We start from the raw sequence: 20,729 nt of genomic DNA, 5'->3' as shown, positions 1-20,729 counted from the left end.
GTTAGAACGATTTCTGATTCAAAGATAGGGTCGAAATCGCTACCTTCCAAGCAAAATCAACGTTTTTATAACATTCGACAATATGTTACTGATTTAGAAAGACATCTGAACCAGCACCCTGTAATGCCACAACTTTCCCATATCAATTACCGTAAAAAGGACATGATTTTCATCCAGAACTCTTTCTGACTGACACTCAGCGCATCATTTGTCAGCAGCTTAAAATCCTTTATTTTTTACCTTAATAATTTTGTGGAAGTAAAAAGTAGTTCTATATTTGCACGCACGTTCAAAGGGGCTGAAAAGCACAGCCCAAGCATGATAGAATGAAGTGAGAGATTAAAGCTGCTTGAAAGGAGAGATGGGTGAGTGGCTGAAACCAGCAGTTTGCTAAACTGCCGTACGGGTAACCGTACCGGGGGTTCGAATCCCCCTCTCTCCGCAGAAAATATTATCGGGATGTAGCGCAGTCCGGCTAGCGCACCTGCTTTGGGAGCAGGGGGTCCCAGGTTCGAATCCTGGTATCCCGACAGATTGGGAAATCAAAAGAAGTTAAAAGCCTGTAAATTGTATGATTTACAGGCTTTTTTGATTTTTGTCAGATCAATTCATATCAGAAAATATCACAATTCAGGTGAGTTAAACGGTGAGTCTTTTTTTTATTTAACTTCGAACTCACCAGAAAGGATTAATCGTTTGTTTTTCAGTTGTTAACAAAGGTCATATTTGTGATTATGGGCTATACTTATTGACCGGTTTTGGTGAGTTCCGGTGAGTCTTTTGACCTTGTTTTTCAACTGAAGCAGTTAAAACAGATTAAACTGATAAAAATTGAATGATATGAAAACAACCCACACCTTTGGTATCCAGTTTATTATCCGGACTGGTAAGAAGGACAAAGACAAGGCGCTCGTTTATGCCAGAATTACCGTAGAGACCCGCCGGATTGAGATTTCCCTGAAGAAAACCATTGTAGTTGAAGAATGGAATAAAGCCCGCGGAATGGCAAAGGGCTTTAGTCCGGAAGCCAAAAAGTTTAACAGTTATTTGGAGCATGTCCGTTCGCAACTGACCGATGCTTACCGGGAGTTGCAGATCAACAAAGAGAAGATTACCCCGGAAAATATTAAGGCGCTTTTCCTGGGTGATTCTGACGAACATACACTGATCGAACTGGTGGATTATCACAATACCACGCAAGCCAGTGTCCTTTCCCCCGGGACGATGAAGAATTATTACACGACAAAAAGATACCTGGAGCGGTTTCTGAAACAGAAATTCAAGGCTTCGGATATTTATCTGGTACAGGTCAACTACAAGTTTATTACTGATTTTGAATATTTCCTGAGAAATTATCAGCCATTGGATCACCAGAAGCCTATTGGGAACAACGGGGTGATGAAACACCAGGAACGATTTCGCAAAATGACTAACCTCGGGTTTCGCCTGGGCTGGATAACTCAGAATCCATTTGATTCCTATAAACTGAGCTTTCGCAAAGTTGACCGTGGGTTTCTAACGGAAAAAGAACTCCATGCCATTGAAAACAAAAAGCTCAAAGTCGAACGGTTACAAATTGTGAGGGATGTTTTTGTTTTCAGTTGCTACACCGGCCTTTCTTATATCGATGCCATTAATCTATGTCCGGATGAAATCAGTTTGGGAATAGATGGCCAATATTGGATCTTTTCAAAAAGGCAAAAAACAGATACGAAGCTGAGAATACCGCTCCTACCCAAAGCACTGGAAATTGCTAACAAGTGTAAGAAACATCCCAAATCAATCAGCAGGGAGAAGATATTCCCGTTAATCTCAAATCAAAAGCTGAACTGTTATCTGAAAGAGATTGCGGATTTATGCGGTATTAAAAAGAATCTGACTTTTCATTTGGCCCGTCACACTTTTGCCACAACAGTAACTTTGAGTAACGGCGTTCCTATTGAAACAGTTAGTCAGGTGTTGGGACATAAAAGCATTTCAACGACACAAATCTATGCCAAAGTGTTGGAGAAAAAGATTAGCGAAGATATGGGAAAGCTCAAGTTGAAGCTGAGATAACAAATTTTGCTATTACTCCGCTCAGGCATATTGGCTCTATTAAACCGGATCAATTACGTTTCGGCATCCATGACAAAGAAGGCAGAGTATCTGAACAAAAAATGAGATTTTTTGCCGAATGGATTGATTAGACTAAGTTTTGTTTTTTTGTTAGTTTTGTCACACCTGGAATTAATTGAAATGACTGAACCCGAAGCACAACTTGTAAAGAAAATTATGAATGGCGACGATGTTGCCTTCAAAGTTCTCTACAATAAGTATTTTCCGAGATTGTATTATTTTATTTACGAGTTCATTCGCATAGATGACATCGCGGAGAATATTGTGCAGGATACATTTGCAACGTTTTGGGAGAAACGGCAAACCCTAAAGGAGGATATGAATGTCAGTTCTTATTTATATTCTGTTGCAAGGAACAATTGTTTATACCGGCTTCGGGATCAACGTTACAGACAAAAACTATTCACCTCGGGCTTAGCCGCTCCGAATGAATTGAACCAAAATCTAAAAGCTTTAGATGCAATTGACACTTCCGTTCTGGTTTTTAACGAGATTGAGCAAATCATCGATAAAACGTTGGAAGATTTACCTCCTCAGTGCAAAAAAGTATTTATGCTGAGCCGATTCGAAGGAATGAAAAACAGGGAAATCGCAGAAGAACTCAATATTACTACCAAAGCTGTAGAAGGGCATATAACCAGAAGCCTGAAAATATTTAAATCGACATTAAAAGATTACCTCCCATTGGTGACCTATATTTTTATTTCATAACATTCTGTTTTTGAGAATAATAAACTGGTTTTTACATTTTTATTCAAACTTTTTTTGAAATTTCATATAGGGTAAATTCAATTTCGTGCAAATAATAAGTGTATGGAACGAAATGTGAAAAATAATGAGGACATAATCAATCTTGCCGCAGGCTGTATTGAGCCAGGACGTGAAGAAGAATTGTTGTCAGAGATCGAAAAGGATCCGGAAAGTGAAAAGATATATAACAAGGCAAAAGCAGCATGGGCCTTTCTGGCATCATCCAAGGATATGCCGGAATACAAGATTGAAAATTCATACAAAAAGCTACAAGCAAGACTAAATCCGAGAAGTAAAACATTCCGGTTAAAAACAAATCTTCTTATAAAATACGCCGCTGTTCTGCTATTGTTTTTGTGTACACTACCGTTAGCATTCTACCTGAAAAATCAATTTAGCAATGAGACCGACTTAAAATACACATCAGTAGTTGCCAAGTATAAACAGATCGCTGAAGTGATTTTACCGGACAGCTCAGTTGTAGTGTTAAACTCAGGAAGTACGTTAACATACAACAACAACTACTCTCGGGACAATCGTGATGTATCCTTAATAGGAGAAGCCTATTTTGACATCAAAAGGAATAAAGAAATCCCATTAACGGTTAGTGTTAATGATTTTAAAGTGAAGGTTTTGGGAACTAAGTTTAATGTCAGCGCTTACCCGGATGACCAGAAGATAACCGTTGCCCTAGAAACAGGAGCAGTTGAATTGCAACATGAAAAAAGCAAATCCTTCAGTTATAAACTGGAGCCTGGAGAAATAGCCGAATATGACACAGCGATAAAAGAGGTCAGGGTGAAAAAAACATCCATAGGAGATTATACCGCTTGGAAAAATGGATTGTTAGTTTTTAAAGATACACCAATGGATGAAGTCATTAAGATATTGGAAAGAAAGTTTAACGCAGATTTCATCGTTGAAGATTCTACCATTTATGACCCTGCGTTTAATGCAACATTCCAAGACGAGAATCTGGTTGAAGTTCTGGATTACATTGAATACACTTGTCACGTTAACTATAGCCTGAGTAAAGATAACGCCAATAAAACGATAATAAAGCTCTACTAGAAATATTTGTAATAACCTAATACAAACGCTTATGAAATAACACGATGATGAAAAAAGGAGATGCTACCAACACCTCCTTCTCTGTTTCTTATGTGCTTTAGCTCCTTAAACTTTGTGCACATAACAATTTGAATTACAAAACTCAAATCATTACAAATTTATGAAAAAAAATCATTATTCATGGATTTCCGCGGCTAAGCTTTTGTGGAGATCGAAACTGTTAAAAACGATGAAACTAACATTGTTTGCAATCCTGGTAAGTGTAGTCCAAATTTTTGCTACAAACGCACACGCTCAGCAAACCCGTCTGAGCCTAAACCTGAAAAATACATCCATAAGGAGTGTGTTAGGACAGATTGAAAATCAGACCGCCTTTTATTTTATCTATAACGCCAAAGCGGTTGATGTCGAAAAAGTGGTGAGTATAGAGGTTGAAAATGAGTCGATTCCTGAAATACTTGACAAGATTTTTGAAGGGACAAATGTCGCATATAAAATCGATAAAAGGCAAATAGCGATCTCGACAGATTTAACGAAAAGTGCTGTTCAACAAGAAATCACGGTCTCTGGCCGCGTAACTGACTCCTCTGGAGTTGCGCTTCCTGGTGTTACCGTGGTGCTGAAGGGTACCACACAAGGAACGATTACTGATTCAGATGGGAATTACACCCTGGCCAGTGTATCCAGTGATGCCACACTGGTATTTTCGTTTGTAGGTATGAAATCACAGGAAATCCTTGTTTCAGGAAAAACTAGCATCAATATAATTATGGCTGAAGAAACCTTGGGTATTGAAGAGGTCGTGGCGATTGGATATGGTACGCAACGCAGAGAGGATGTTACTAGTGCAATATCGAGTGTTACATCTGAAAACTTCATTAAGATCCCGACCCCGGATGCTGCACAACTTATTAGAGGGCAGGTTGCGGGCTTAGCGGTTATAACGCCTGATGCGAATCCTTTATCTACTTCTCAAATCATATTACGTGGTGTGACAACACTTAGCTCAGGGACAAGCCCTCTGATTTTAATCGATGGTATCCCGGGTGGTCTGAATACAGTATCACCAAATGATATTGAACGGATTGACGTGTTAAAGGACGGTTCTGCAGCTGCTATTTATGGTACACGGGGAACTAATGGTGTAATATTGATTACAACAAAAAAGAGTAAGGGAGAAATAGAACCATCAATTGAAATAAATGCCTACCTGTCAACTCAACAGATTGTAAAAAAACTACCAATGATGACGGCTGAGCAATACCGTGAAAAAATCGCCATGGGTAAACCTGGGCTTGATCAGGGGGCAAACGTTGATTGGGTCGATGAAATATTACAAACACCCTTCAGCCAAACCTATAGTGTCAACCTAAGAGGTGGATCCAGTAGAACGAGCTACATTGCGAGTTTTGATTACACCTCGAATGAGGGGATTGTGAAACGTTCAAAGGTCGACATGATCTTTCCGCGCCTGAATGTCATTCACCGCATGTTCGACAATAAACTGAAAATCGATGCAAGTGTAAGTGGTTATCATCGGGAATATGGAATACCTTATAACAATGGCGTGTATCAAAGCGCAATAATCTACAATCCCACGACTCCAATAAAAGATGCAGATGGTAAATGGACCGAAAGCGCCCGGGAGATGTACGAAAACCCATTAGCGCTTCTTAATGAGACTGAAGGCGAGAACAACATTACCAACCTGAGAATGTATTCTGCCGTAACGTTCAATCCTATCGCGGGCCTAGATATAAAGTATCTCGCATCACGTGAGACATACAACCATTTTGGCGGGTATTATGAAACTAAGCAACACAGGTCAACGGTTATTCAAGGTAGAAATGGATACGCCTCCCGATCTACTGACCGAAGTCAAAACGATTTGATGGAGTTAACAGCACAATACAGTAAAGTTGTAAACAATGCACACAACATTACAGTCCTGGCAGGACACAGTTGGAATCAAACCAATTATCAATCCGCATCCATGAGCAATTATGATTTTCCGAGCGATGATTATGGTTATAACAATATGGGCTTGGGAGCAGCTTTAACTGACGGAACAGCTTCTCAGTCGACTTACCAAAGCGAGTATAAGTTGGTGGGCTATTTTGGGCGCTTAAATTATAACTATAAAGGGAAATACTATGCGTCAGCAAGTGTGAGACACGAAGGGTCTTCAAAGTTCGGTGCCGATAATAAGTGGGGTACCTTTCCTGCAGTTACGGTTGGCTGGACTATTAAAGAAGAACCTTTTATGCAAGCTGTAGGCTTTGTAAGTGCACTGAAGTTGAGAGCTGGATTCGGTATAACCGGAACAGAACCAGGAAGCCCCTATTTGTCATTGAACACAATTAATTTCGGCGGTTTTGGCTATTATGGTGGAGAATGGGTGAATCTTCTTCGTCCGGGATCAAACCCAAATCCGGATTTGCGATGGGAGAAAAAAGAAGAAACGAATATCGGATTGGACTTTGGCTTGTTGAATGATCGCATATCCGGCAGCATTGATGTCTATAATCGTGATACCAAAGATCTGATTTGGAACTATACCGTTCCTGTTCCTCCATATTTATATTCTTCCATAACCGCCAATGCTGGTTCAATCAGAAACAAAGGTATTGAGGTTTCACTGAATTTTTTTCCGGTAAAGCGAGATGAAATCACATGGAGTTCAAATTTTAATTTTTCAACGAATAAAAGTAAGTTATTATCGCTATCCAATGATAAATATGTTTCAAGCGGATTTGCTAATGCTGGACATACACTTGCTCCAATTCAACAAACAACTCACCGGATACAAGAAGGAGAACCTATTGGAAATTTCTATGGCTACAAATCGATTGATATTGATGAAAACGGTCATTGGATAATAGAAGGAGAAGATGGCAATCCCAAACCGATTGCGGAACAACAGCCAACAGACAAGAAGATTCTTGGGAACGGTTTACCAAAAGCATACTTGAATTGGAATAACTCAATCGTTTACAAACAATTTGATTTGGGAATCACAATGAGAGGGGCATTTGGCTTTCAAATCTTAAACATGGCAGAAATGAACTTTGCAGTGCCCGTCAATATAGGGGGAGGGAATATCATGGAAAAAGCTTATGATGACATTTACGGCAAACGCCCTCTTGCCGACGACCAGGAACTACAATATGTAAGCTATTTTGTTCAGGATGGTGATTACTGGAAAATTGATAATGTCACTGTTGGGTTTTCACCTAATCTGAAGTCAAATAAATGGGTTAAAAGCATGCGGATTTACGGTAGCGTTTCTAATTTGGCAGTAATTACAAACTATACAGGTATCGATCCTGAGGTAAATGTTCAAGGATTAGCACCTGGCAATGATGACAGATACCGGTATCCTTCAGCCCGGACTTTCACACTGGGACTTAACCTGAATTTTTAATCAACTTTAAATTCGAAAGATTATGAAGAGTTTTAGATTTTACACGATATATCTGTTTCTGGCCACTATCATGCTCGGTATTGCTGGCTGTAACAACAACCTAGATGAAGTTGTCTATTCAAGTGTTACCGAACAAACTTACAATTACTCTGTCAATGACTTTGCCCCAAATATTGTTGGTGCATATGCTCCTATTTATGATAGCGATGTCTTTGGGCGCTGGCAAACTCAGGAACTCACGGCTTGCTGTATTGCCTTACCTGCTAATGTAACCGGGTGGGACGACGGAGGTATTTTCAAGAGTCTAATGTTTCATAGCTGGAACTCTGAATCCATGCAGATAGGGATGTTGTGGGACAAAAATTATAGGGGAGCGATTCTTTGTAATAGTGCCATAAGCCGGTTAGAGAACGACATTATTCCTGCTCCCTCAGCAGCGGAAAAGCAAATGGCAATTGCAGAGCTTAGAGCACTTAGGGCCTATTATTATTGGATGATTTGTGATAACTTCGGTGATGCACCTTTGGTGATAACCACCTCACAGGAGCTACCCGAAAATAGTACAAGACAGGAAATCTACGATTTTATTGTAACTGAATTAACCGAAGCAATCCCGGACTTAAGTGAAGTACAAGGTGCAGAACTCTATGGTAGATTCAATAAATGGGCCGCAAAAACCTTATTGGCCAATGTTTATTTGAATGCTGAAGTTTACACGGGTACTGCTCGTTGGAATGAGTGTATTGCGCAGTGTAACGACATTATTAACAGCGGCAAATGCGCCCTGGCCCCCGACTATAAAGACCCATTCCTGACTGCAGGTGCTGAATCGTCCAAAGAAGTTCTATTTACAATTCCCTACGATTTCTACAGGGGTATTGTGGGGAACTTCTTGTTTATGAACTCATGGCATTCGGAGCTTCAAAAGAAATACAAAACTGTTTATCCACCGAATGCTGCTGGTGGTCCCAAAGGAGTGACTCAGTTCATCAACACCTATCAGGAAGGTGATATACGTCTGGAAGATTCATGGCTGATGGGACAACAGTTTGATGCTGACGGGAATCCATTATACGGTGTATATGATCTGGCTGGTGAGCCGTTAATTTTCTCGAAAGAACTTCCGAATGGAAGGTACACCAATGAGATGGAAGGTTACAGGATGGGCAAATATGAAGTGCCAATGGGATCGCAATGGAGCGCTGATAGTGATATTCCTTTGTTTCGTTATGCAGAGGTCTTGCTGATGAAAGCCGAATGTTTGTTGAGAACCAATCAGCCCGGAGCAGGAGATTTAGTTACCGAAGTTAGACAACGAGCTTTTAAAGATGATCCATCGAAAGCTACGGTAACGGATGAACAATTGAAAGAAGATTCTTCCTTCGAATGGGGAGTTGTGGAAAACTACATGATCACCGATCCGGGTGACCAAGCACCTGTTCAGTTTGGCCGGATGTTCGACGAATGGAACTGGGAATTTGCCTGGGAAGGATACACCAGAAGAAACATGATTCGTTTCGGCATCTTTACGACGAAGAGCTGGTTGTCTCACGAGCCTAATGGCGATTACCGAACTTTATTCCCAATTCCGGAAAGTGTGATTACGTCAAATCCAAAACTAGTTCAAAATCCGAACTATTGATGTGTTTCAATTTCAATTGGTAGAAATTGCAGATCCGATCTTTTTTTGTCGGGTCTGCATTCTAAAGAATAGATGATCGGACGTTTCTTTGCCTTCGTTTTTATTCCGTGAGTAGATGAATAATTGATTGTATGTTACGTCGTTACTTCATTTATCCAGTTTACTGGAACAAAGTCTTTAAACAGAAAACGTTATAGAATTAAATCATTAAAAAATGAAATACTTCAGTATATTTTTTGCATTCATATGCCTCCATCTCTCTGCGTGTTCGTCAGTTGAAACAAAAGAACACCAACAGATTGGGTTAAAACAAACCCCCGTGCAAGTATCCTCAATAAAAAACATTTCCGGTTTTTTTGGTTATCGCATGGAGGTGAACCGAAACAACTATTTGAAGAATTTCCCCATAGATAAGTATGTTGATTTCATTGTGAAAAGAGAGCACACCGACTGGGATTGGACAAAAGCAGAACAGCATGGGAAATGGATCGAATCTGCTTATCTGTCGGCAATTCAGGCCGATGATGAAGAATTGTTGGCAAAAGCGAAAACGATTTTGGATCGTATCATCGACTCGCAGGAAGAAAGCGGCTACGTGGGTGCGACGGCTAAAAGTTTTCGCTCGCCGGAACGACCAATCCGGGGGATGGACCCCTATGAATTGTATTTCGTCTTCCACGCGTTTATGACGGTTTATGAAGAAACCGGCAATGAGAAAGCATTGACTGCTGTTGAAAAACTTGCCGATTATTTTTTACAATATTTTGGTCCCGGAAAACTGGAGTTTTGGCCATCGGATTTAAGATCCCCGGAGAACAAACATAAAAAGTTAGACGGAAAATCGCAGTTCGCGGGGCATAGCGTGCACTATTCGTGGGAAGGAACTTTGTTGGCTGATCCTGTTGCCCGACTGTACGAAATAACCGGAAAGAAAAAATACCTGGATTGGAGCGAATGGGTTGTGAGTAATATTGACAAATGGAGCGGCTGGGATTCATTCTCCAGGTTAGATTCAGTTGCTGACGGCACGCTTGGTGTTGACGAGTTGCAACCCTATGTGCATTCTCATACTTTCCACATGAATTTCATGGGATTTTTAAGACTTTACCGTATTACCGGCGATAAATCGTTGCTTCGTAAAGTAATGGGGGCTTGGGATGATATCAGCAAACGTCAAATGTATATTACCGGTGGGGTGAGTGTGGCTGAACACTACGAGCATGGCTATGTAAAGCCACTTTCGGGAAATATTGTTGAAACCTGTGCCACCATGTCGTGGATGCAACTCACTCAAATGTTGTTGGAACTTACCGGCGATGTAAAGTATGCCGACGCCATCGAACGCCTGATGATTAACCACGTGTTTGCAGCACAGGCTGCTGATGTTGGTATTTGCCGATACCACACGGCTCCAAACGGAACGAAACCGGATGGTTTTTTTCATGGTCCCGACTGTTGTACCGCCAGCGGGCACCGGATCATTTCACTTATTCCTACATTCCTGTATGCTGAAAAAGAGCAAAATTTCTATGTCAATCAATATTTGCCATCTGATTATAACAGTGAAGAACTGAAATTCTCGATACAAACGAAGTATCCGGAATCGGAAAATATCCAACTGACAATTACTTCCGAAAAACCTGTTCAGAAAGATCTATTTCTGAGAATCCCATCCTGGTGCAAAGAACCGATGGTGTCTGTGAACGGAGAGGAAACGAGTGGCGTTAACTCGGGCACCTATCTTCAGTTAGCCCGGGAATGGAAACAAGGGGATCAGGTTGAAATAACGTTTCCGATGGAAGAACAATGGGTAACAAGGCCTAATCACAGCGAATATACCTTGTCTTATTTGCCAGGTGGCGAACACATGTACCAAGAAACACCGACGGATAAGGTGCCGTCGGCTTTTGTTCGCGGGCCGATTGTTTATGCTTTGGATATGGTCTGGAACAGCCAGCTTGGAGCTGACAATGTGGATCTGGACAAAGATATCCGGGTCGATACGTCGGTAAGCCCAACCGTTACCGACAAGCCTGATGAGCAAATGCTTGGTCCCGTTTACGAAACAAAGGCCCTTTATAAAGGAAACGAAGTGAACATTATTCTTACACCTTTTGCCAATATCGGGCAATGGTATCGCGAGGGGGCTCCAAAGCCGGACGAACATTCCAATGCATTCTCGTACGGAATATGGTTGTATGACACGAGTATCAAATAGGCTTTCTGCAGTAAAACAAAGGGTAGAATAGCACACGGAAAAATGATGGTCATCCTTTATTAAACAGCAGTTTTTTAAAGGGTGACTTGATTCCGTCGCCGAAACAAAATATTCACGAAAAATGATCAAACCAATAAAACTAATTTCGACCTGTTTTTTGCTAATAGGATTAGCGATACTCAATCCCTTCGGGGCTGAGGGCCAATCTCCGGAATTAAAAAACACAAAATTTCAAGCCGTATTTTCCAGGTCCGGCGTATCGGCATTTCGCGCCTTGTCCGACTCCGCTGATTTGTTTTCACAGGGAGACGATTGGGGGAATATCGAAGTTCAATATCGGGTGAATGAAGAAGACTGGGTGAGTTTGATTACAGCCAACACCCGCTTTTCGAAAATAGATGAGCAAACTGTCTTATTTACTGATTCGTTATTTGAAATGCCGCTTTGCATGAAAAGGTCCTTCAATTTGAAAGATGATGGCCTGCATTTGCGCGTGGAGCTTACCAATACGGGAAAGCGGGAGATCGAGTTGGGGGATGTGGTGCTGCCTGTAAGATGGAATTCCCCCGATCGCAGACACGAGAATACCACACCCAAAATAATTTTTGAAGACAGTTATATTCAAAAGCAGAGCATTTCCTTAAATTCCTCCTTTGTGAGCTTTTCCAAACCGTCGGGTGAAGGTCCTTTTTACCTGATGTTGACAGGGGAAAACACACCGCTGGAGTTTTTTGATTATTCTAATCAAACCTTAAATACGTATATCTATTCCGGGCGCACCGGGCCGAAGACTGAGGGGAATTGGCGTTTGCCTCACACAACGCACCAATTGGCGCCTGCCGGTCAGCGTGGAAATCGTGTCGTATTTGAATTTTTGTTGACATCGGTTCCTCGTTATGAGGATATGAGAGATGCTCTTTATCAAAACGGTTCGCTCGATGTCCGTGCAGCTCCTGGCTATACGGTACCTCGTGATCTTTCCACAACAGTTGCGATCCGATTGCAAGGGAAAATAGACTCTTTGATCGCTGAGTTTCCGAATCAGACCGAGATTAAATCATTAGGCACAGCCCCCAACGGTGCCCAACTTTATGATATTCATTTTGACCGATTAGGGGAAAACCTGATTACAGTTTGGTACAGCAGCGGTGAACAAACGGTGATGGAGTTCTTTTCAACTGAACCAATTGAAACCTTGATCAAAAAACGAAGTTCGTTTATCGTTAATCACCAGCAGCATAAAGCACCGGGAAAATGGTGGGATGGTCTCTATTCGGTTTATGATATGAAATACGGCAAACTTCGGGGGCCTGAAGATTCGGATGGATTCGACGGATGGTATGCCTATGTGCTTGCATGTGACGACCCCGGTTTGTCAAAGGCTCCCTATGTCGCCGCAAAAAATGTGGTTTATCCCGATTCTGCCGAAATTGCTTCGCTGGAATACTACATCGAGAATTTTGTATGGGGCAAGTTGCAGCGTACCGATGAAGAAAAACCTTATCCGTATGGCGTTTACGGCGTTCCGAATTGGTATGTCTCACGCGATTCTGCTTTGCATGCCATGCTTTTCCCCAATGATGATAAAGTCATGCAGACTTGGCGTGCTTACGATTATCCGCATATCATCAAGCTGTATTATCACATGTACGAAATTGCAAAAGAAGCACCGCAGTGGACACACTATCTGGATGCCAATGAATACCTCGAAAGGGCTTTCCAAACAGCAGTCGCTTATTACAAGTACCCGTATGAAATCTGGTCCTGGTTCGACACCTATAAGTGGGGAATCTACAATGAGTGGATAATCCTGGAGGTGATGTCGGAATTGGAGAAACATGGAAGGCAGGCTGATGCGGACTTTTTGCGAAAGGAATGGGAAAAGAAGGCTAAATATTTCATCTACGATGATGAGTACCCCTATCGGTCGGAATACAGCTTTGACCGGACCGCCTTTGAGTCGTCTTTTGCCTTGGCCAAATATGCGGTTGAAAATCCGATGAAACCGGACAACAAGCTGTGGTACGATAAAAATAAAAAAGTGTGGTACTCGCATCCCTCGGTCACCAAAGAAGATGCTGAAAAATTCATGGACCGTCAGCACTATGCAGGTTTATCGGTACGAGGTTGGTTGGCTCCAAAATATTACCAGGCCGGCGCCGACTGTGCTTCTCCCAAGCACACGCACGAAATGACTTACATGACCATGATGGGCGGCTGGTCCGTGCTTGAATATGGCTTGTATTATTCTGATAACACCGACTGGCTGGAGTTGGGCTACAATTCCTATTTAAGTTCATGGTCCTTGATGAATACCGGCGACCAAGCATCGGGCTACGGTTACTGGTATCCCGGCAAAGGAAAGGACGGAGCAACCGGATGGGCTTTTATTAGTGCCAAGAATGGCGATACCTGGCTCCGAAAACATGAAGTCCGCGGCGTCTGGCACTACGATGGAGAGATTGACCTGGGGTATGGGGCGGCGTTTCATACCGCCCGCACGTTAGTGGTCAAGGATTCAGTGTTTGGACTTCACGCATATGGCGGGGAGCTGAAGCAAGATAAAGTTTCTGTTGAAGTAATTCCCCGGGACGGTGTTCGTCAACAATTTAGCTATCTTGTTGACGACTGCCGGTATCATATCAGCTTGGTACAGGATGGATTCTTAAAAGAGAGTCCGGTTGTCATTTCCTCAGATGGAAAGAAGTTAACCTTCAAGCTTGAAAATCGAACACCACAGGCTTTGGGTGAAGATTCCGGTTTAAGCCATAGTACCTTGCTGAAAATTCGCTCCGACAAGAACATTCCGAAAAGCCTTACCGTAGCCGGAAAAGTTGTTTCCGTTCGGAAAGCATCAACAGGCTGGGAGGCTGATTTGCCGGTGATCAAAGAGCAAGAAGAGGTAACAATTCAATTTAAATAGTAACGTTTAAAATCTAAAACCGATAATAACATGATAACGAAAATGAGAACGTTTATTGTTTTTTTGCTGGCTCTGGCATTTGCCGCAGGTTGTTCGCAAAAGGAGCAATCCACCGGGCTGGCTACAGCAGACTATGCGATTCAAGGTGTCCCCTTTAATCAGGTAAAGGTTACTGATCACTTCTGGGCTCCAAAGATTGAAACCAACCGGACAGTGACCATTCCGGCCTCGTTTGCCAAGTGCGAAGAAATGGGGCGGATGGATAACTTTCTGATTGCCGGAGGAAAAATGGAGGGTCCGGTTAAGGGAGAAATGCCTTTTGATGATTCCGATGTTTATAAAATCATTGAAGGCGCTTCTTACTCACTGACCACAACACCCGATCCCAAGCTGGATGCTTATGTTGATTCGGTAATCGGCCGTATTGCCATCGGGCAAGAGGCGGATGGGTATCTGACCACCTGGAAAACAATCAATCCACAGGATTCTCCTGCAGAGTGGTGTCCTCCGGGAGGAAGATGGGAAAACCTGGCCTGGAGTCATGAGTTGTACAATGCAGGACACATGTACGAAGCGGCGGCTGCGCACTACCACGCGACAGGTAAAACGAACCTGTTGGATATTGCGACAAAGAATGCCGATCTTTTGGTTGATGTGTTTAACAATCAACTCCCTTACGAGGTTCCGGGCCACCAAATTGTGGAAACCGGCCTGATTAAGTTGTACCTGATTACGAAAAATGAAGACTACCTGAAGCTGTCCCGCCATTTCCTGGATATGAGAGGCGACAGCACTCACCGGGCCAGTTACAAGGCTTACACCCAGGACCACAAGCCCGTTGTGGAGCAGGATGAGGCAGTCGGGCATGCGGTGCGTGCAGCCTATATGTATGCCGGGATGACCGATGTGGCAGCCTTATATAATGATGATGCTTATCAATCCGCCGTAGACAAGATCTGGGACAATATTGTTTCGAAGAAAATGTACCTGACCGGTGGAATAGGAGCTCGTCATGAAGGCGAGGCATTTGGCGAAAACTATGAATTGCCGAATCTGACAGCATACAATGAAACCTGCGCGGCTATAGCCAACGTGTACTGGAACTACCGGATGTTTCTGCTTCACGGCGACTCCAAGTACATCGACGTGCTGGAGCGTAGTCTTTACAACGGTGTAATCTCCGGTGTCGCCCTGGATGGTAAAAACTTTTTCTATCCCAACCCGCTGGAATGCGACATGCATTATCATTTCAATAGCGGCGGAAGCTTAATTCGCGAACCCTGGTTTGACTGTTCCTGTTGTCCAACCAACCTGTGTCGCTTTATGCCTTCCGTTCCCGGTTATGTGTTTGCACAAACCGATAACAAGATCTATGTGAACCTGTTTGTACAAAGCTCTTCCGATATCGAGGTCAATGGAAACAAAGTGGCTGTGAGACAAGAAACAAAATTCCCATGGGAAGGTAAAGTGAAAGTGGAAGTGTCGCCTGAGAAGGAATCAGAACTGGCTGTTTTTCTTCGTATCCCCGGCTGGGCTGTAAATCAACCTGTGCCAAGTGATTTGTATAGATACGACGCAACAACGACCAATCCGGTGATTGTTCGGGTGAACGGAGAACCAGCTGAATACACGACAGAAAAAGGATACGCGGTGATTACCCGCAGCTGGAAGAAGGGCGATGTGATTGACTATGAATTGCCAATGGATATTCGACGTGTAAAGGCGAACCCGATGGTTGCAGATAACAAAGGCAAGGTAGCGTTTGAACGCGGACCAATCGTCTATTGTGTCGAAGGAGCCGACAATGCCGATGTGGATCAGCTAACAGTGACTCCTGAAACATCTTTCGCAAATTCATTTGTAACAGACTTTTTGGGAGGCGTCGAGGTGATTACTGCATCCGACGAAAGAGGGAAAGTATTCACGGCAATTCCATATTATGTATGGAACAACCGGAGAGCAAATAAAATGAAGATATGGTTGCCGGAAAAACATTAGTCAAGAATACTTTATAAGGATCTTCGCTGTTCGGCATCTAGATTTTTATCTTTTTGAGGATGAAATAATGTTATACATATGAATGTCAGCAATTGTAATATGAAAGATTTGAGAAATTTAATATCAATGCTGAACATGCTCCCGTCACTTGATGTATGGCGAACACGAAGGAATTGGTTCCAAAGGCTATCGTGTGGGAGAGTACTCGCGGATTATTGACATGGGCAATGACTATTTCCGACCAATCATGCCCCTGTATTATGTAATGGAATTACAGCAGGGGCAAGTAGACAGGAGAATGATCATTTCGCAGTCGTTTCCCGGATCGGCACGTTTGTGACAGAAGCCAGGTTACCTGCATTTATCGCAGTCGTGCCCCATTTATGGTTATGCGCATTATCACTATGGATTGTTGGTTCTGATGGTGTTGCGCCAACTCTTAGCAGACTGGAATGCCAGAAATCTATACTCGGAGTCAGACTATTAAGTGAGAAATAAATTTTGAGGGAAGTTGTGAAGAATACCAAATGAGAATATCGGTCATTTTGTACGATCAGAATACTACATTAGACTGACGACGATTACGAGATGGAACTTCCTGATAATACTGATGTGCTTATTGATAATAAAGTAATACCAACCGCAGGAATACCGGTTAGGAAAATCAACTAACTCTTGGAAGTGTATTCGATAAGAGAGATTACATTGCTGGTGGAGATGGTGGGTTGCTTTTAAGGTAATTTTGCATTTTCAAATATTATTCGAATATGAAATGGGACTATAAAGCATAATGTGCTTGTGTGCTTAAGGGTGGAAAAAACTGATTTGCGTATTAATTCGATTCAAACTAATTGATAAACAGTTCTATTTACCCATGACAAAGTTCGAACAAATTGTTGTTGATTTGGAAGCCGAATTGGCAACAACAAGCGATGTTTCAGAGAACATCCTTCAATATTCAGACCGGGCAATCGGTCATTGTAAAGTAGCGTTGGACATCCTGCGTGAACTGGTGGAAAGTGAAGGTTTTTCCGACAAAGAATCGGAAATCCAGTTTTTCAAAAAAATCAAGCCATCGGTTTTTAGCAAGTTGCTGTACTTTCAAAGGATCTTCGATCTGGAAAGTAACCGTCCAGGTAAAGATAAAAAGGGAGTAAAAAAGCATTTTGCGAATGAGTTGAAGAAACTCCGGAAGTACATGAAATTACATCAGGTGAAAGTACAATATTACCGGTGTGGGCATAGTCATTTGGATGAGAGGTACTTCACCCGGAACAATGAGGATATTCCGGTGGAACTTAAGGATTCTCAGGCCTTGATGGATGAGGAATTTTTTGCATGGAAGGATCATACGTTTTCGAACATCATGGCTAATGAAATGCTGATAGATTACATCACTAAAGAAATGGAAAAGTTGGATTATCCCGACAAAAAAAGCTTATCGGAATTGAATCTAAATTGGACTGGACATACGATCGATTTATATGAATTAATCTACGCCATTTATCTAGAGGGCTCCGTGAATCATGGAAAAGCGACCATTGTTGAGCTTGCCAAAGCCTTTGAATGGGCATTTAACATCGAATTGCAAAAAGAAGTTTATAAAACACAGGAAAGATTGGTCAGAAGAAAAAATCCGGTTAAATATCTTTCTCGATTGGTGGAGATATTAAAACGGAGAATAAATAATAAATTGAAATGAATCATGGTGCTAAAATTATAGTACCACTAAACTGTTAAGGTATGTTTACTATCTTTGTTAAAAATAGAATAACTAGAATACCATCCGGATAGAGATCCAGATGACCGAAAATACAGAAAGCGTTAGCTTTTTATTCTTGTCTCGAAAACCGCCAAATATCAAACGCAACATGAATAATGAGTATGACGCTCGCGCCTTTGGCGTGGGTGTCACTCATATGTTGCGTGGGGCTTGGCGGTCTCCAGAGGCAGTGGGTGATTACTCACGCCTCTTTTTTACACGGAATTTTAATACCTCACATACAAAATTAACACAATGTCATCACTTTACACCACGAAAATCCGCCAGAATGCTGACCTGGTCAACGCCATGTCGAAATGCCCGTTTGGGGAACCCGTTGCCGAATGCCCGTTCATCCCTTACTACGAAATGAAAAACGAACGCAAACAAATTGAACAAATCGAAGTGATTCCACAAGAAAAACTGGATGATATGCGCCATTTTCACCATGCCTGTATGCAGGAACTTATAAAAACACGGAAAGCAAACTTTTTATAAGCCAGCTCATATTTTACTATATAAATCACCACCTCCTCTAACGTGGGCAACAGTTTTGTTTGAATGGTTGCAATTTTGAAGCAATTTCAAAATCAACCATTCAAAATTAAATTGTTATGCCTGCAGAAATTGTTACAACTGACGATCTCCGGGAATTCAAAGTCGAACTGCTCCGGGAATTCAAAAGAATGCTAAAGGAACACCACGGAGAACCCACGAAACGATGGCTTAAATCCTATGAAGTTAAGGAGCTTCTCGGGGTTTCATCCGGTAAACTTCAACAGATGCGTGTCAATGGAAGCCTGCCTTTCACCAAGATAGGGGGAATGATCTTCTATGATTATGCAGATATACGCAAAATGCTGGAAGAGAACCAAACGAAGAACCAATCCTCTTTCAGTTCTTTCAGATGAACTACATCAAACACCTGAACGGTTTTTTCGAACGGGTTTCGGGCGACGGAAGACTGACGGCCTATCACATCAGTTTGTACCTGGCTGTTTTTCAACTCTGGAACATGAACCGTTTTGCCGGAAAGTTTCCCATCAACCGTACGGAACTGATGATACTATCCAGAATCGGATCCGTGAATACTTACGCCAAATGCATCAAAGAACTTGATCGATGGAGGTACATCCGGTATTTTCCAGCAGCAAACCGACACTGCGGAAGCGAAGTTAGCTGTATCAGATTTGATACAGGAAGTAATACCGGTAGTCGTACTGGTAATGATACTGCAAGTGATACCGGAGGTGATACACTTATTAAAAGGATAAATAGAAAAACAGGAAACAAGTCACCCGATCAAATTTTTCAAAATGGAGAAAGAAGAAAAATTAACAGGTTTAACCACTACCACGTCAACAATGACAAGGACTATTCGGAGCCCCTTTGACGAAGTGGCTGAATTTAAAGATGGATTGTTCCATTTCAATTTTCAGTTGAGCCTGAAGTGGATGGAAAAACAGGGAAAAATCCTGTTTGGGGATCATTTTCGCATTTACCCGGAGGATCATGCGCTGATCTACAAATTGCTGGTTTATGCCATTAACGACCAGGAAAGTTGTACGAAATCCGGGATCTGCCTTCGCAAGGGAATCCTTCTGATCGGTCCCGTCGGGGCAGGAAAATCGCAGCTGATGAGCCTGGTCAACTACTTTTTTCCGCCGGAAAAGCAGTACCGGATCAAAGCGGCCCGGGAGATCAGTTTTGAGCTGGAAAAGGACGGCTACTCGGTGTTTAACCGCTACAGCAAAGGTTCGGTTCGAAATCTGAATGGCGGAATAATTCCTCAGGTTTGGTGTTTCGACGACCTGGGCGTGGACAACGTTCAAAAGTATTTCGGTACGCAGTGCAATGTAATGGCCGAGATCTTGCTTAACCGCTACGACCTGTTTGTTTCCTGTGGGGTGCTAACCCATGCCACCACCAATCTTTCCGCCCCGGAACTGGAAGACCGGTACGGTAACCGGATACGCTCAAGGATGAGGGAAATGTTTAACCTGGTGGCTTTTGATAAGGATGCCAAAGACAAACGCTATTGATATGATTTGGTAGGTGATCCTGCGGCCTGTTCGCTCCGTATGCTCCGCACTACGCTCACAAGCCTCGGTTGAAAAAGAAAGACACCTGCTTCGTTTCCGCGGACGGCACCAGGCCAGAGGCCTGACTAACCGTTCCGCTATCCCTTCGCAGGCAACTTTCGGGTTTGATTAGGTTTGATTCCTGATTTTTCGGTTTAGGGCAGTTTTTTTACAGGTTATCCCCGTGCCCCGGCACCATCGTTCCGCCTCGCTCAACCGCTTCCTTTATCCGTTCGCTACCGCGTACGAAACCAGTCGCTTTTTCGCTTGGCTTCGCTCCGAAGCCGGGCTGCACCGCACGGCAAGAGTCGCCCCGTTTGTTCCGCTTCGCTCCACCCCCGGGCGACACTTGCCTGAGCCCGCCCACACCCAAAAATTTCAGCTTGAGATTATTTCCGTCAAAAATCAAAAAAGAAAACCAATTTAGCCGGTCTCCGCACATTCCGACCCAGAGTTAAAATGCAAGGCCAGGGCAAGTGGACCCATTAATAGCCAAAGATGATTGTTAGGAAAATATCAGTTTGGGTCCAGCCTTGCATTTTCGCCCCGACCAGCTTCCAAATGGTTTTTCTTTTCTTTTTTGCCTGTTTTTTCTTTTGTTTTTTGAAAAAAATCTACCGATCAAATTCCCACAAATTAGCCTATTTAAAATGATGAATGAAGCTTGTGAGTGATCGCTCTCTTCAAAGCACGACAAATCAAATGAAACAACATTATTGGCCCCAGCCATCTACTTAACCAT

Annotated in this window: 15 protein-coding genes and 2 tRNA genes; 16 read left to right on the top strand and 1 reads right to left on the bottom strand. The window is 42.6% G+C overall.

The features are described from left to right. The first annotated feature begins 355 nt into the window (after positions 1 to 355). From N2K84_RS01540 to N2K84_RS01465, 16 genes are all read left to right on the top strand, one after another. Positions 356 to 442, top strand: a tRNA-Ser gene (locus N2K84_RS01540). Between the two features lie 13 nt (positions 443 to 455). Further along, positions 456 to 530, top strand: a tRNA-Pro gene (locus tag N2K84_RS01535). 310 nt (positions 531 to 840) lie between these two features. Continuing rightward, entirely contained in the window at positions 841 to 2,058 is a 1,218-nt protein-coding gene (locus tag N2K84_RS01530; protein WP_282589996.1) for a site-specific integrase, read from the top strand. A 111-nt stretch (positions 2,059 to 2,169) separates the two neighbouring features. Further along, positions 2,170 to 2,829: an RNA polymerase sigma-70 factor gene (locus N2K84_RS01525; RefSeq protein WP_282589995.1), complete on the top strand. Its 660-nt coding sequence runs from the start codon at positions 2,170 to 2,172 to the stop codon at positions 2,827 to 2,829. A 102-nt stretch (positions 2,830 to 2,931) separates the two neighbouring features. Further along, on the top strand, positions 2,932 to 3,939 hold the full coding sequence (locus N2K84_RS01520; RefSeq protein WP_282589994.1) for a FecR family protein: 1,008 nt from the start codon (positions 2,932 to 2,934) through the stop codon (positions 3,937 to 3,939). Between the two features lie 229 nt (positions 3,940 to 4,168). Beyond that, complete coding sequence (locus N2K84_RS01515; protein WP_282589993.1) at positions 4,169 to 7,363, top strand: TonB-dependent receptor; 3,195 nt, start codon at positions 4,169 to 4,171, stop codon at positions 7,361 to 7,363. Positions 7,364 to 7,385: 22 nt separating this feature from the next. Next, complete coding sequence (locus N2K84_RS01510) at positions 7,386 to 9,005, top strand: RagB/SusD family nutrient uptake outer membrane protein (RefSeq protein WP_282589992.1); 1,620 nt, start codon at positions 7,386 to 7,388, stop codon at positions 9,003 to 9,005. A 319-nt stretch (positions 9,006 to 9,324) separates the two neighbouring features. Next, positions 9,325 to 11,223, top strand: a complete 1,899-nt coding sequence (locus tag N2K84_RS01505; protein WP_282589991.1) for a beta-L-arabinofuranosidase domain-containing protein — start codon at positions 9,325 to 9,327, stop codon at positions 11,221 to 11,223. Between the two features lie 121 nt (positions 11,224 to 11,344). Continuing rightward, positions 11,345 to 14,146, top strand: coding sequence for a DUF5695 domain-containing protein (locus N2K84_RS01500; RefSeq protein ID WP_282589990.1), 2,802 nt, complete (start codon positions 11,345 to 11,347; stop codon positions 14,144 to 14,146). Between the two features lie 42 nt (positions 14,147 to 14,188). Continuing rightward, positions 14,189 to 16,144, top strand: coding sequence for a glycoside hydrolase family 127 protein (locus tag N2K84_RS01495; RefSeq protein ID WP_282589989.1), 1,956 nt, complete (start codon positions 14,189 to 14,191; stop codon positions 16,142 to 16,144). A 148-nt stretch (positions 16,145 to 16,292) separates the two neighbouring features. Next, on the top strand, positions 16,293 to 16,484 hold the full coding sequence (locus tag N2K84_RS01490; protein ID WP_282589988.1) for a hypothetical protein: 192 nt from the start codon (positions 16,293 to 16,295) through the stop codon (positions 16,482 to 16,484). 534 nt (positions 16,485 to 17,018) lie between these two features. Further along, positions 17,019 to 17,846, top strand: coding sequence for an RteC domain-containing protein (locus N2K84_RS01485; protein WP_282589987.1), 828 nt, complete (start codon positions 17,019 to 17,021; stop codon positions 17,844 to 17,846). A gap of 315 nt (positions 17,847 to 18,161) precedes the next feature. Continuing rightward, positions 18,162 to 18,404 carry a hypothetical protein gene (locus N2K84_RS01480; RefSeq protein ID WP_282589986.1) on the top strand — a complete coding sequence of 81 codons (243 nt, stop codon included), beginning with the start codon at positions 18,162 to 18,164 and terminating at the stop codon, positions 18,402 to 18,404. Between the two features lie 116 nt (positions 18,405 to 18,520). Continuing rightward, a complete protein-coding gene (locus N2K84_RS01475; protein WP_282589985.1) occupies positions 18,521 to 18,817 on the top strand; it encodes a helix-turn-helix domain-containing protein in 297 nt (98 codons plus the stop codon). Then, positions 18,814 to 19,299: a hypothetical protein gene (locus N2K84_RS01470; protein WP_282589984.1), complete on the top strand. Its 486-nt coding sequence runs from the start codon at positions 18,814 to 18,816 to the stop codon at positions 19,297 to 19,299. The genes N2K84_RS01475 and N2K84_RS01470 overlap by 4 nt, the downstream gene beginning before the upstream one ends. Next, a complete protein-coding gene (locus tag N2K84_RS01465; RefSeq protein WP_282589983.1) occupies positions 19,271 to 19,948 on the top strand; it encodes a P-loop NTPase family protein in 678 nt (225 codons plus the stop codon). Before N2K84_RS01470 ends, N2K84_RS01465 begins: the two co-directional genes overlap by 29 nt. Positions 19,949 to 20,156: 208 nt before the next feature. Here N2K84_RS01465 and N2K84_RS01460 read toward each other — a convergent pair whose 3' ends face one another. Further along, positions 20,157 to 20,396 (bottom strand): hypothetical protein, encoded by a 240-nt coding sequence (locus tag N2K84_RS01460; protein ID WP_282589982.1) that lies wholly within the window; start codon positions 20,394 to 20,396, stop codon positions 20,157 to 20,159. Positions 20,397 to 20,729: the final 333 nt, after the last annotated feature.

The sequence above is a fragment of the Gaoshiqia sediminis genome (assembly GCF_025907915.1).
Taxonomy (GTDB): domain Bacteria; phylum Bacteroidota; class Bacteroidia; order Bacteroidales; family Prolixibacteraceae; genus Gaoshiqia; species Gaoshiqia sediminis.
This window is presented reverse-complemented; position numbering and strand designations above follow the sequence as displayed.

Excerpts from the sequence above, each read along its gene's own strand:
- N2K84_RS01475 (WP_282589985.1), top strand. The coding sequence starts at position 18,521 with ATGCCTGCAGAAATTGTTACAACTGACGATCTCCGGGAATTCAAAGTC.
- N2K84_RS01495 (WP_282589989.1), top strand. The coding sequence starts at position 14,189 with ATGAGAACGTTTATTGTTTTTTTGCTGGCTCTGGCATTTGCCGCAGGT.
- N2K84_RS01515 (WP_282589993.1), top strand. The coding sequence starts at position 4,169 with ATGAAACTAACATTGTTTGCAATCCTGGTAAGTGTAGTCCAAATTTTT.
- N2K84_RS01500 (WP_282589990.1), top strand. The coding sequence starts at position 11,345 with ATGATCAAACCAATAAAACTAATTTCGACCTGTTTTTTGCTAATAGGA.
- N2K84_RS01470 (WP_282589984.1), top strand. The coding sequence starts at position 18,814 with ATGAACTACATCAAACACCTGAACGGTTTTTTCGAACGGGTTTCGGGC.
- N2K84_RS01530 (WP_282589996.1), top strand. The coding sequence starts at position 841 with ATGAAAACAACCCACACCTTTGGTATCCAGTTTATTATCCGGACTGGT.
- N2K84_RS01480 (WP_282589986.1), top strand. The coding sequence starts at position 18,162 with ATGTCATCACTTTACACCACGAAAATCCGCCAGAATGCTGACCTGGTC.
- N2K84_RS01510 (WP_282589992.1), top strand. The coding sequence starts at position 7,386 with ATGAAGAGTTTTAGATTTTACACGATATATCTGTTTCTGGCCACTATC.
- N2K84_RS01520 (WP_282589994.1), top strand. The coding sequence starts at position 2,932 with ATGGAACGAAATGTGAAAAATAATGAGGACATAATCAATCTTGCCGCA.
- N2K84_RS01465 (WP_282589983.1), top strand. The coding sequence starts at position 19,271 with ATGACAAGGACTATTCGGAGCCCCTTTGACGAAGTGGCTGAATTTAAA.
- N2K84_RS01485 (WP_282589987.1), top strand. The coding sequence starts at position 17,019 with ATGACAAAGTTCGAACAAATTGTTGTTGATTTGGAAGCCGAATTGGCA.